The 12,946-nt window shown below is 66.3% G+C and carries 11 protein-coding genes; 10 read left to right on the forward strand and 1 reads right to left on the reverse strand.

The features are described 5' to 3' along the window. Nucleotides 1-30: 30 nt before the first annotated feature. The 6 genes from C8K14_RS17390 (at nt 31) to C8K14_RS22925 (ending at nt 8,886) form a co-directional block, all read left to right on the forward strand. Nucleotides 31-1,494: a PLP-dependent aminotransferase family protein gene (locus tag C8K14_RS17390; RefSeq protein ID WP_107717926.1), complete on the forward strand. Its 1,464-nt coding sequence runs from the start codon at nt 31-33 to the stop codon at nt 1,492-1,494. 75 nt (nt 1,495-1,569) lie between these two features. After that, complete coding sequence (locus C8K14_RS17395) at nt 1,570-2,205, forward strand: FMN-binding negative transcriptional regulator (RefSeq protein ID WP_158271949.1); 636 nt, start codon at nt 1,570-1,572, stop codon at nt 2,203-2,205. Between the two features lie 39 nt (nt 2,206-2,244). Further along, a complete protein-coding gene (locus tag C8K14_RS17400; RefSeq protein ID WP_107717930.1) occupies nt 2,245-4,473 on the forward strand; it encodes a TonB-dependent receptor in 2,229 nt (742 codons plus the stop codon). After that, on the forward strand, nt 4,473-7,610 hold the full coding sequence (locus tag C8K14_RS17405; RefSeq protein WP_107717932.1) for an amidohydrolase family protein: 3,138 nt from the start codon (nt 4,473-4,475) through the stop codon (nt 7,608-7,610). Before C8K14_RS17400 ends, C8K14_RS17405 begins: the two co-directional genes overlap by 1 nt. After that, complete coding sequence (locus tag C8K14_RS17410; protein ID WP_107717934.1) at nt 7,607-8,713, forward strand: PepSY domain-containing protein; 1,107 nt, start codon at nt 7,607-7,609, stop codon at nt 8,711-8,713. Before C8K14_RS17405 ends, C8K14_RS17410 begins: the two co-directional genes overlap by 4 nt. Then, nucleotides 8,710-8,886: a hypothetical protein gene (locus C8K14_RS22925; RefSeq protein ID WP_166643369.1), complete on the forward strand. Its 177-nt coding sequence runs from the start codon at nt 8,710-8,712 to the stop codon at nt 8,884-8,886. The genes C8K14_RS17410 and C8K14_RS22925 overlap by 4 nt, the downstream gene beginning before the upstream one ends. Here the strand turns inward: C8K14_RS22925 and C8K14_RS17415 are convergent. Next, nucleotides 8,876-10,549, reverse strand: coding sequence for an amidohydrolase (locus C8K14_RS17415; RefSeq protein ID WP_107717936.1), 1,674 nt, complete (start codon nt 10,547-10,549; stop codon nt 8,876-8,878). The two genes, C8K14_RS22925 and C8K14_RS17415, sit on opposite strands and share 11 nt — an antisense overlap. 399 nt (nt 10,550-10,948) lie before the next feature. Between C8K14_RS17415 and C8K14_RS17420 the strand changes: the two genes are divergently transcribed. The 4 genes from C8K14_RS17420 to C8K14_RS17435 are packed head-to-tail and all read left to right on the forward strand — an operon-like array spanning nt 10,949 to nt 12,895. Continuing rightward, a complete protein-coding gene (locus C8K14_RS17420) occupies nt 10,949-11,476 on the forward strand; it encodes an AAA family ATPase (RefSeq protein WP_107717938.1) in 528 nt (175 codons plus the stop codon). Beyond that, the gene (locus C8K14_RS17425; protein ID WP_233251129.1) at nt 11,476-11,952 is read left to right on the forward strand and encodes an AAA family ATPase; all 477 of its coding nucleotides are present in this window, start codon (nt 11,476-11,478) and stop codon (nt 11,950-11,952) included. Before C8K14_RS17420 ends, C8K14_RS17425 begins: the two co-directional genes overlap by 1 nt. A gap of 5 nt (nt 11,953-11,957) precedes the next feature. Continuing rightward, nucleotides 11,958-12,269, forward strand: a complete 312-nt coding sequence (locus tag C8K14_RS17430) for a hypothetical protein (RefSeq protein WP_107717941.1) — start codon at nt 11,958-11,960, stop codon at nt 12,267-12,269. A gap of 2 nt (nt 12,270-12,271) precedes the next feature. Continuing rightward, complete coding sequence (locus tag C8K14_RS17435) at nt 12,272-12,895, forward strand: retron system putative HNH endonuclease (protein WP_107717943.1); 624 nt, start codon at nt 12,272-12,274, stop codon at nt 12,893-12,895. Nucleotides 12,896-12,946: the final 51 nt, after the last annotated feature.

Genomic DNA, 12,946 nt, shown 5'->3' on the forward strand with positions numbered 1-12,946 from the left:
CACCCCTTTTGCGGAGTCCATCACAGGTCCATGCGCCGCGGCTGGTCCCTTACCTTGCAACAGCGCATTCGCAGCGATCAGGCCACGCCGCTCTATATGCAGCTGGCCCATGCCCTGATCCACGAGATCGAGCGTGGGCGTCTGCAACCCGGCTCGGCGCTTCCCAGCAGCCGGGAACTGGCGGCGGAACTGGGCTTCAATCGCAAGACGGTGGTGACGGCCTACGAGGAACTGATGGCGCAAGGCTGGCTGGAAGCGGCCGGGCGCAAGGGCACGGCGGTGGCCAAGCGGCTGCCCCGCAGCCGGCCCGAGGCGATCGAGGCCAGTCCGCCCATCGGCCGGCGGCCGATCTATCGCTTCGTCTCCCCACCCGATCGACCCATTGCCGTGCCGCCTGGCCGGGTGATCAAGCTGGACGAGGGCAGCCCCGATGGCAGCCTATTCCCACCCGAGGCCCTGGCGCGCGCCTTTCGCACCGCTGCGCTCTATGCCGCGCGGCGCCAGCAGCTGGGCTATCGCGATCCCTGCGGCAGCGACAAGCTGCGCGCGAGCCTCGCTACCATGCTGCGCGAGGAGCGCGGGCTGGTGGTGGACGCGGAAAACGTGTGCGTCACGCGGGGCAGCCAGATGGGCATCGCGCTCGCCGCACGGCTGCTGGCCCGTCCCGGTGCGGTCGCCCTGGCCGAGGCGCTGACCTATGAACCCGCCGTCGCCGCGTTCCAGGCCGCCGGAGTGCCGGTGCTGCCGGTACCGCTCGACGACGAGGGCATCGACGTCGACGCGGTTGAGCATGCCTGTCGCAGCCGGAAGGTCTGCGCGGTGTTCCTCACCCCGCACCACCAGTTCCCCTCTACCGTTTCGCTCGCGCCCGAGCGACGGCTGCGCCTGGTGGAGTTGGCCCGCCAGTTCGGCTTTGCCATCATCGAGGACGATTACGACCACGAATTCCGCTTTGGCTCGCAACCGCTGCTGCCCATGGCCGCCTATGCGCCTGATGTGGTGATCTATGTCGGCTCGTTGTCCAAGCTGCTGCTGCCGGCGCTGCGCGTGGGCTATATCGTGGCGCCAACGCCGGTGATCGCGGCGGCGGCGCACCAGGTTTCGATCGGCGATGGCATGGGCAACAGCCTGACCGAGGATGCCGTGGCCATGCTGTTCGAGGAAGGCGAAGTGCGCCGCCATGCGCGCAAGGCCACGCGCATCTATGGCCAGCGCCGGGATGCGCTGGCCCAGGCCGTGCAGGATGAACTGGGCGATCTGGTCAGCGCCCGCCTGCCCGCCGGCGGCTTGGCAATGTGGCTGGAATTTCAGGATCTTGCCGCGCTCGCCCGGATCGAGGAAGGCGCAGGCGCGGCGGGCATCACCTTTGCCCAATCGGCATCCTATCGCCTGGCCGAGAATGCCCCCCATGGCCTGCGCCTGGGCTTTGCCAGCCATGCCGCGGAACGCACGGTACAGGCGGTGCGCGTGCTGGGTGCACTGGGCCGGGGTTGAGCCCGGCGTATTGGCCCCCGACAAATTGCGGATCTGGCACTTTTGCCGGGCCAGGGAAGCGGCAAGATGGCGGCCATGGACTTTCCTTCTGGCACCCCTGCCGATCTGGCCCGGCTCGTGGCGGACTATCCGCTGGCATGGCTCGTCAACCATGGCGAGGCCGGCTTTTTCGCGACGCCCCTGCCGCTGGTGGCCGAACTGGATGACAGCGGCCAGGTGACGGCGCTGATCGGCCATTGCTCGCGCCGCAACGCGCAGGTCGCCGCCTTGCAGGCCGATCCGCGCGCGCACGTGCTCGTCATGGGGCCGCAGGGCTATGTCTCGCCCGCGCTGGTGACCAAGCCGCACTGGGCCCCCACCTGGAACTTTGCCGTCGCCGCCTTCGCGGTGCGCGTAACGTTCGACGAGGATGGCACGATGCCTGCCGTGCGCCGACTGACCACCCATGTCGAAGCGGACCAGCCGCGGCCCTGGCAGATGGAAGAGGCCGGCGCGCGCCTGCCCCACCTGATGGCGCGGATCATCGGCTTTCGCGCCACCGTCACCGCCACCGATGCGCGGTTCAAGCTGGGCCAGGAGGAAGACCTGCCCGAACTGCGCGAAATCATCGCCGCCCATCCCGATCCGGTGCTTGCCGGGTGGATGCAGCGGCTCAACGACGACCGCCTGCAGGCCCATGCAGCGGCACACAGGGACGAAACCGCAGGATAGCCGAACCGGGCGATCCATGACATGCACAGGGGAAGTACCATGAGGACCACACTGCATCTTGCCTGCCTGGCCGGCGTTTCCGCGCTGGCACTCGCTGCCCAGCCGGCCCTGGCCGCAGATGAACCGGCGGCCGAAAGCGCCGGCAGCATCGTCGTCACCGCGACCAAGCGCGCCGTGGCGCTCGACCAGACGCCGATCGCCGCCAGCGCCGTCTCGGGCAAGGATCTGGCCGCCGCCAACGCGCAGAGCCTGGGCGATTACATCGCCCGCCTGCCCGGCGTGGTGTTCAACGATTATCAGCCTGGCATTTCCGAGGTGGTGATCCGCGGGATCGCGGCGACGACCTATCACGAACAGGGCCAGACCACGGTTGGCTATTACCTTAACGAAGTGCCGCTGGTTGAACCGGGCTTTCCCATCGCCATCCCCGATGTCGACACATTCGATCTCAACCGGGTGGAAGTGCTGCGCGGCCCGCAAGGCACGCTGTTCGGTTCTTCCACCTTGGGCGGCCTCGTCAACTATGTGGTGAACCTGGCCGATCCGACCAAGATCGATGCCGCCGCATCGGGCCTGGTCGGCACCACCAAGAACAGCCATGGCGAAGCGAACTATGCCGCCAAGGCCATGATCAACGTGCCGCTGGTGACCGACAAGCTGGCGGTGCGCCTGGTCGCGCTGCAGCGCTTTGACGCAGGCTATCTCGACAATCCCGGCACCGGGGTGAACGGCAGCAACGATTTCCGCACGCGCGGCCTGCGCGGTTCGGTGGTGTTTACGCCCACGGCCGCGACCAAGGTCAGCTATCTGTCATCCTGGCAGGATACCTACCTCGAGGACCAGACCTACCTCGACCTCGACCACCCCTACATCCGCAACACCGCACGGGCCGAGCCGCAGCGCACGCGCTTCTGGATGAACTCGCTGCGCCTCGACCAGGACCTGGGCGGCGCCGAGTTGACCGCGATCGGCTCGGTTATCGAGAAGCACAATTTCACCCAGTTTTCCTATCCCTATTACTACGTCACCGGCGTGACCACGGGATCGGGTGCGGCCTATTCGGCCGGCAATGCCAATGCCAATATCAAGACGGCGGAAGTGCGCCTTGCCTCCAAGGGCAATACCCCGCTGCGCTACCTGATCGGCGCGAGCTATATGGAAGCGCGCAAGCATAGCTACGACCAGATCTTCCAGAATGGGGCGGCGGCCTACATCGACGCCAATCCCGCGCTGTTCGGCGGCTATGCCGGCAGCGTGCTGACCCCCGGCGACCGCCTCTATGGCTATCTTTCCGATACCTATAACCAGGACGTGGGCGTCTTCGGCGAACTGACCTATGCCCCGCGCCACGATATCGAGATCACCGTGGGCGGCCGCTATTTCTGGAACCGCTACAACGCCACCGTCGTCAACCAGGCGGGTGCGCTGGGCGGCTATCCGGGTGGCTACAACGCCACGGACGCAAAGGGCTACGTCTCCAACAAGGAAGACGGCTTCACCCCCAAGGTGACGATCACGGCGCGGCCCACCAAGGATTTCCTGGCCTACGCCACCTATTCGGAAGGCTATCGCGTGGGCGGGATCAACCCCAACGCCGGCCTGCTGCCGACCATCCCGGTCAAATACAACAGCGACCGGGTGAAGAACTATGAAATGGGCGTGAAATTCCACGCGCTCGACAACCGCCTCTATGTCGAGGCGACGGTGTTCAATATCGACTGGAAAGGCATTCAGGCACGCCTGTTTGGCCCGGCGCCGTCATACTATTCCTATGTCTCCAACGCCGGCAGCGCCAATATCAGCGGCGTGGAACTGTCCGCCACGGCGCAACTGGCGCGCTTTGCCAGCTTCAGCACCAGCGCCACGGTCCAGGATGCGCGCCTCACCGCGTTCCTGCCCGATACCTTTGCCGTGGGCGGCGGCTATGCCTCGGGCTCGGTCCTGCCCGGATCGTCGCGCTGGTCGGTGGCCAACAACCTTAAGTTCGAGTTTGCCGATGCGCCGCTCAAGCCTTCGTTCGAAGTGGCGCATCGCTACCTGTCGTCAGCTCCGGTCGCGTTTGGCAACACCGCGACACGCGGCAATTTCAACATCTTCGATCTGCGCGCCAGCGTGACCGTGGGCGAAAAGCTGCGGGTGATGGTGTTTGCCAACAACGTGTTCGACAAGTTCGGCATTCTCAACGCGCCATTCACGTCGCAGGCGGTGCCGGCCGGTTCGATCGTGCGCCCACGCACGCTGGGCCTACGGGCCGACTGGTCGCTCTGATGCGCCAAGCCGCGCCGGTTCTTTCCCTGGTACTGGCGCTGGCCGCCGGGGCCGCTCATGCCGAGCCGCCCCGGCATCTGGCCTATCAGGCCCACGAAGCGACCTGGGCGCAGCCAGCGCTCTCGCCCGACGGCGCCTGGCTGTGGTTCGATATCCTGGGTGATATCTATCGTATGCCGGCTGGCGGCGGTACGGCGCAAGCGGTGCTCACCGGCACGCCATTCGAACGCAATCCGGTGCCCTCCCCCGACGGGCAATGGATTGCGTTCATTTCCGATCGCTCGGGCGTGACCAACCTGTGGGTCGCGCGCAGCGATGGCAGCGGCGCACGCCAATTGACGCACGAAACGTCGCTCGTGCTCATGACCTCTCCGGCATGGGCGCCCGATGGCCGCAGCGTCTATGTCAGCCGCGCGGTCCATGCCGTCCTCGCATTCGAGCTGTGGCGCGTGCCGCTCGACGGCGGCGCGGCGCACGTGCTGGTCAAGGCGCAACCCAGCGGCAACGAAGGCTGGGACGAGCGCGTTAACGCCCTGGGCGCGGCGCCTTCGCCCGATGGCAAGGCGGTGTGGTATGCCACCAAGCGCGGCCACACCTGGACCGAGAAGGACCCGCCCACCTGGTCCATCGTGCGGCAGGATCTGGCTACAAGCGCGGTGGAAACCGTGGTGCCGGGCGGCATGCGGCCAGTGCTCTCGCCCGATGGCCAGTTGCTGGCCTATGCCGCGCGGCGCGATGGCACCACGCCTGCCACCAGCGAGACCGGCCTGCGCCTGCGCAACCTGGCCACGGGCGAAGACCGCTGGATTGCCTGGCCGATCGACCACGATGGGCAGGAAGGCGGCTATTACTACGACCTCACCCCCGGTTATCGCTTTACCCCCGATGGCCGCGCGCTGATCCTGGCCAAGAACGGCGGTTTCGTGCGGATCGACCTGGCCAGCGGCGCGCAAACCCCGATTCCGTTCACGGCACCGGTCGACCTCGCGCTCGCCCCGCCAAGCCGCGTCAGGCAGCGCGTGGAAGACGGCCCCACGGTGCGCAGCCACTTGGCCGAAGGCGCGGCGCTGTCTCCTGATGGCAAGGCCATTGCCTTTACCGCGCTGGGCACGCTCTATCTCGCCGACCGCGCCGGTGGCGCCCCACGCGCATTGTTTGCCGGCAATGCGTTCCAGCCCGCCTGGTCGCCCGATGGGCAGAGCCTGGCTTTCGTGCGCTGGAGCGCGGAAACGGGCGGCGGCGTGTGGACCATTCCCGCCCATGGCGGCACGCCCCACGCGCTGGGGCCGCAGGGCGCCTATTGGACCGAACCGCGCTGGAGCCGCGATGGCAGCGGCGTGGTGGCCCTGCGCGCCGCGCAGTTCGACCGGTTGCACGCGCCCAACGAACTCGATCCCGCCTGGCCGGTAGACGTGGTCGCGTTGGGCCAGGACGGCAGCGCGCCGCGCGTGATCGCGCACGGCGCCGGCCTCAAGCAACTGCAGCAGACCGACGATAGCAGTTGGTGGGTCAACAGCGGCGGCGCCCTCGCCCGCGTGGAAGCAGATGGCACCCTGCGCCCACGCGCCCGCATCGTCGCCCGCGCGGCTGGCCAATATGTCAAGGAGCCGCGCCCGGTCGACGAACTGCGGATTTCGCCCGACGGCCACTGGCTCGCCGCGCGCACCGCGTTCGAATTGCACCTGCTGCCCCTGCCCGCCACGGACCAGCCGGTGAACCTGGCCGATGCCACTGCGGCGCAGCGCCAGATCACCCGCATTGGCGCCGATACCATGCGCTGGGATGGCGATGGCCTGTCGTGGACCACCGGGCCGTTCTGGCGCCATGCCGCGCCTGCGGCACTCACCGCCGCCGATCCCGAAAGCACTGCCACCCCGCGCGATCTCTCGGTGCAGGTACCCCGCGCGCTGCCCGCGATGCCGCAGGTGCTGCGCGGCGCCACGGTTTTGACCATGGACCACGGTGCCGTCATCGCCGATGCCGATGTGGTGATCATGGGCGACCGTATTGCCGCGATTGGCCCGCGTGGCACCGTGCCGGTTCCCGTCGGGGCGCAGGTGCGCGATCTGGCGGGCAAGTTCATCATCCCGGGCCTGATCGACGCGCATGCCCACTTCTTCCCCATTCCGCGCACCATCCACGATGGCACGCACTGGGAATTTCCCGCGCTGCTCGCATATGGCGTCACTTCCGTGCTGGAAGTGCAGCCATTCACGCCCGATATCTTTGCCTATGCCGATCGCATGGACGCCGGGCTTTCGACCGGGCCGCGCCTGTTCAGCACCGGGCCGGGCGTCTTCGTCAACAGCGCGATTACCTCGCAGGGCGTCGCGCAGGATGTGCTCACCCGCTATCGCGATGCCTATCGCACGCGCAATATCAAGAGCTACATGATCGGCGACCGCGCGGCCCGGCAGGATATGGCCAATGCCGCGCGCAAGCTGGGCTTGATGCCCACGACCGAGGGCGCGGCCGACTATGTGCTGGAGTTGACCCACGCGATCGACGGCTTTTCCGGCAACGAGCACAACCTGCCCATCACCCCGATCCATGACGACGTGGTGCGCCTGTTCGTGGCCAGCCAGATCGCCTACACCCCCACGATCACCGTGCTCTATGGCGGCGCGCCCCTGCTTTTCGACGAAATCGAAAACCACGCCCCGCAAGACGATGCGCGGCTCACGCGCTTTACCCCGCCGTTCGCGCTGGCGGCCCGGCTGCGCGATCGGCACTGGACCGCTGCCCCCTGGCAGACCTGGCAGCGCTTTGCGCGTGATGCCGTGCGCCTGCGCCGCGCTGGCGGCCTGGTGGGCGTGGGCAGCCATGGGGAAATGCAGGGCATCGGCGTGCATTGGGAAATGGGCGCCTTCGTGGCCGGCGGCGCGACCCCGCTGGAAGCGCTGGAAATGGCGACGATCGACAACGCCCGGATCATCGGCCGCCCGGATGACCTGGGCAGCATCACGCCCGGCAAGCTGGCCGATCTCGTCGTGCTCGATGCCGATCCACGCACCGACATCGCCCATGCCCGTGCCATCGCGCTCGTCATGCGCGGCGGCATCGCGTTCGATGGCCGCACCCTGGCCCACGATGGCCAGGCGGCGGTTGCGCCATGGTGGCAGGACACCGCGCCATGAAGCCCGCGACACTGCGCGCCTGGGGCAAGGTGCACACCTGGTCCAGCCTCACCTGCACGCTGTTCCTGCTGGTCCTCACGCTGACCGGCCTGCCGCTCATCTTTCATGACGAGATCGACGGCCTGTCAAAATCGACCCGGCCCGAACGCTGGAGCGCGGCCGAACTGCTGCCTGTTGACCGCGCGATGGCGGCCGCGCTGGCGCGCCATCCCAGCAGCGTGCCGATCTACTTGAGTTTCGATGAAGATCGCCCGGTCATCAACCTCACCACCGGCCCGACCGGCGATGCGCCCGAAGCGGCGATGCAGTTCAATCCGATCGACTTGCGCACTGCCGCGCGGCCCCACGGCGATGCGCCCGGCCATGGCGTGATGGATACGGTGCTCGATCTGCACAAGGATTTGCTGCTGGGCAAAGTGGGCGAATATTTCCTGGGCGCGATGGGCCTGTGCTTTGCCCTGGCGCTGGTTTCGGGCGTGGTGCTCTATGCGCCCTTCGCGCGCAAGCCGGGCTTTGCCACGATACGCCGGGGCAAGTCCAACCGCCTGCGCTGGCTCGACTGGCACAACGTGATCGGCGGCGTCACGCTCGCCTGGGCCATGGTCGTGGGCCTGACCGGCACGATCAATACCCTGGCCGATCCGATCACCGCCTGGTGGCGCGGCGATGCCCTGGCCCGCCTGGCGCATGACAGCACGGGGCCGATCGTGCCCTATCGCCCCGGCATTGCCGCGCTGGCGCTGCGCCATGCGCAGGCCGCCGTGCCGGGGATGACGGTGCAGTTCGTGGCCTTTCCCGGCGCTGCTTTCAGCAGCCATGATCACATCGCGGTCTATCTCAAGGGCGCCACGCCGCTTACCGCCAAGCTGCTCACCCCGGTGATGGTCGATGCGCGCACCGGCCAGGTCGATGGCGTGGCGCCGATGCCGTGGTACATGAAAGGCCTGCTGCTGGCGCAACCGCTGCACTTTGGCGATTACGGGGGGCTGCCCATGAAAATTCTCTGGGCGCTGCTCGATCTGGTGACCATCGTCGTGCTGGGCAGCGGCCTCTACCTGTGGCTGGGCAAGCCCCGCCCGGCCCGCAAGGCGCGCGCGGCATGAAGCAGGCGCATCCCCTGGTGCCGGTGGCAATCATCGCGGTCGTTTCGCTGGCCGGCATGATCGCCGGGTTGGCGGGCGACGGCTGGGAAGACGTCGCCGCCGCGCTTGGCCTCACCGCCAGCGTGGCGCCCATTGCCTGGGCGCTGCGCCGTGGCCGGTCGCTCAGGCGGTAAAGCGCTCCACCCCGCCAACCACCGTGCGGATGACTTTCGCCTGCTCGATGGTTTCGGGATCGATGTGGAACAGGTCACGGTCGAACACCGCGAAATCGGCCTGCATGCCGGGCATGATCACGCCGCGCAGATGTTCCACCTTGCCGGCATAGGCCGCCTCGCGGGTATAGCCGCGCAGCGCCTGGGCCATGGTGATCCGCTGCTCGGGATACCAGCCCTTGGGGTTCTTGCCGTCGATCGTCTCGCGCATCACTGCGGCATAGATGCCGGTCAGCGGATCGAGCGGCGCCACCGGCCAGTCAGACCCGAAGCAGACATGCGCGCCGCTGCGCACCATCGATCCCACGGCAAAGCTGGTGCGCAGCCGCTCCGGCCCGATCCGCCGCACCGCCCAGCGGCCATCGTCGATGGCGTGATAGGGCTGCATCGAGGCGATCACCCCCTGGCGGGCAAAGCGCCCGATCGCTTCCTCGCGCAAGTGCTGGGCGTGTTCGATGCGAAAGCGCCGGTCGCGCGCGCCATTGGCCTTGGTCACCGCCGCCATGGTATCGAGCACGATGTCATTGGCTTCATCGCCGATGGCATGGGCGGTCACCTGCAGGCCCGCCTTGTCCGCGCCCGTCATCCACGCCGCCAGATCCTTGGGATCGGTCACGACAATGCCATGCGCGCCGGATTCGTCCTGATAGGGCAGATACATCAGCGCGGTGCGCGACCCGAGCGAGCCGTCGAACACCACCTTGCACGCACCCCAGCGCACCCAGTCGTCGCCGCGGCCTTCCTCGGCCACGATCCGGGCCATGCGCTCCCAGTCTTTCAGCGGCGTAAACTGATAGAACCGCATGCCGGTTTCGCCCTGCGACCGCAGCCGGTGGGTGATTTCATAGGTCGACCAATCGAGATCGGGCACGTGCACTTCGGTCACGCCCTTGCTCAGACCCAAGGCGATCCCGGCGCGCACCGCCGCGTCGAGCCGCGCCGGGCTGGGCTGGGCAATGGCGCGCAGCACGAGGTCCTTGGCCGCATCCTTGACGATCCCGGTCGGCTCCCCTTGCGCGTCGCGCACGATCACCCCGCCCGGCACGTCGGGCGTATTGCGGTCGATCCCCGCCAGCTTGAGCGCCAGCGAATTGCACAAGATCATGTGCAGGTCATAGCGGATTACCGCCACCGGCGTGTCTGGCGTGACAGCATCAATCCACTGCCGCGTGGGCAGCGTGCCGCCCCAGCGATCCTGGTCCCAGTTGCCCCCTTCCAGCCATTCGCCCTTGGGCAGTGCCCGCGCCGCCTTGGCGATCTGCGCCACGAATTCGTCGGGGCTGGCCGCATTGCGCAGCGACGGCTGGGTTAGCGCCAGCGACCCGATGGTGAAATGGGTGTGGCAATCGACCAGCCCGGGCGTCACGAAGGCGCCCTGCAGATCAACCACGCGGGTGCGCGGGCCAGACCGCGCCCGCACCGCCTCGCGCCCGATCGCCACGACATGACCCCCGGCCACGCCGATGGCATCGCTGCGCACGTCCGGCCCTGCCCCGATCCAGACCGCAGCGTTGACATAGGCCACCTCCACCGTCCCTTGCGCCGCCGCCAGCGCCCGCACTGGCAGGGCAGACGCCGCCACGGCGTTGAGCGAACCCGACACGAAAGCGCGACGCGTGACCATGACCTTGTTACCCCGTTTGCATTCTTACCGACTGGCACTTTGCGCCGGCATGGACAAGGCGCGGCGTCCAGCTTGCAGATCACGCGGGGACCAGGGCTGTTGGGTGGGCGCGTGGGGTGAAGGTGGAGCGTCAAGGCTTTTACCGCTTTAGCAGTATAGAATGCAGCGGGCGTCTGGGTTTGGAACAAAGCCGCCGTTTCCCTCCAGGTCGTCAAGTGTCGGCATCTACCAAAAGCCGACATTGGCTCGGTCGACTATTCCGGGCGCGTTGAACAAGCAAGGCTTGCCGGTAGTGCTTGGTCTGCATTGCGCGACCACTATGGGCGAGCCTATTTCGTTATACCTGGAGTGCAAGCCAGCGCCGCTTTCATCGGTCGCCCAATCTGCTAGACATGCCGAATGAACCACGAGCCCGACACGCTTACGCTCAAAAGCCTCCAGATCCGCGATTATCGTGCGATCAAGCAGGCAGACATTCCACTTCATCCACAGCTCACCGTACTGATCGGTGAAAATGCCACCGGAAAAACCACGACCCTTGATGCGATCGCGGTGACTTTGTGGCCCCTCATCAGGAAGTTCGCGACATCGGCCAGACCCTGGATCACTGTAACGGCGTCCGACTTCAGGGCTGAACCTGACAGCGGCTTTTTCGGTGACCAGCGTCGCATTCCACACCTCGCGGTCCGGTTGGAATCCTCCATTGGTTGGATTGGTTCACACTACAAGCTCGAGGAGCGCTATGCGGACCAGCCATCGGTGGCTGGCGACCACGAGCGGAAGCCGATCGACTGGCTTTCGGGCATGCTCGAAAGCGGCGAGACTGCCCCGTGCTGGCCTATTATCGCGATAATCGTGGCCAGCTTCATAGCGGGCGAGAAAAGATCTCTCGGCGCTCGTTGTCCAGCCGGGAGGCTGCCTATCTGATGGCGTTCGGCGCACGTGTCTATTTCGACGAAGCTGTAGCTTGGTTCGAAGACGCGGAGAATGCGGAACTGCGCGATCAGCGTGAGCACGGTGCGAACTCGATTGATCATCGACTGGCCGCCGTCCGAGCAGCCGTCGAAAAGCTCGTCCCAGAAGTGTCGGACCTACGTATGCTCGGCCGACCGCCGCAGCTGGCGATGAACTTGCGCCCCGACGATCAGGAAACTCGCTTGTTGACTGCCGGTCAACTTAGCAGCGGATTTCGCACCATGGTGGCGCTTGCGATGGATCTCGCGCGCCGTATGGCCGACCTCAATCCGCATTTGCCCGATCCGACTCAAAGCCCCGGCATCGTGCTCATCGACGAGATCGCTCTGCATCTGCATCCCCGATGGCAGCAGCTCGTCATCAAGGGGTTGCTCGAAGCCTTTCCAAACGTACAGTTCGTCATGACGACGCACAGCCCGAGGTTCTGACCACTTTGCGGGAAGAAAATATTCTGAAGCTCAAATGGGATGCCAACCAGCTCGGCTTCGAGCCTGTACCGTCGACCGAGGGCGCCGAGGCCGGGCGCTTGCTCACATCGGCGATGGGCGTCTCCGAGCGACCGCCCGCCGACGTTTCGCCCTTCGTCGCAGCCCTCGAAGAATATTTAGTCTTTCTCCGGTCCGGTCAGGCCGATACGCCCGCAGCCCAAAAGGTTCTAAAACGTATGCAGGAGATATCTAGCGACGATCCCGTCCTAGCCACTCTCGACCTCGAAAAGCGCCGGCTCGCAGCGCGCCGGGGCTGACGATGAAACATGTGGCCGTGCTCGCCGGCGATACGCCAGGCCTTGCCCAATTTCGCGCGAATAACCCCCTGGAAACTGATTGGGCCGCATTTCGCAATGGCGGGCAGGACCGTTACGCCGAACTGGCGGACGCTCTCGATGTCCGCCAGCGAGGCATCTGCGCATTTTGCGAGTCCAAGCTCGTTACCGACATTCCGACGCCCGCCAGGCAAATCGAACATTGGATCCCCAAGTCCAACAACGGTCATCCGGACCATCTGATTACCTTCGGCATCGCGAACCTTCACGCGAGTTGCCTCGGCGGTTCTAAGCCTCACCTTGCCCCGCCCTTCGGAACTGCCGGCCTCACGGGCAACAATATGAGTTGCGGGCAGAAAAAGGGCGAGGCCGATCCCGATGGGATCGCGCTCGCCGAACGACCGTACCGCCCGACCGAGCTGCCAATTGCACCGCCGATTTTCTCGGTCGAGCTTGATGGACGCCTCGACGTCAACGCCGACGCCGTCATGGCGGGGCTGTCCCAAGCACGCATCAAGGCGACGGTCACGTATCTCGGGCTCAACTGCGAGAGGCTTAACCCGTCTTATTCATCAGGGTGGGGCAAAGGGTTGGCGGGAGTGGCGTAAGCCTCTGATCTGAATTAGGATCTGGGTGTCTAGTCCGAACCTGCCGCAGGG

The organism is Novosphingobium sp. GV079 (genome assembly GCF_003058045.1).
Lineage (GTDB): Bacteria > Pseudomonadota > Alphaproteobacteria > Sphingomonadales > Sphingomonadaceae > Novosphingobium > Novosphingobium capsulatum.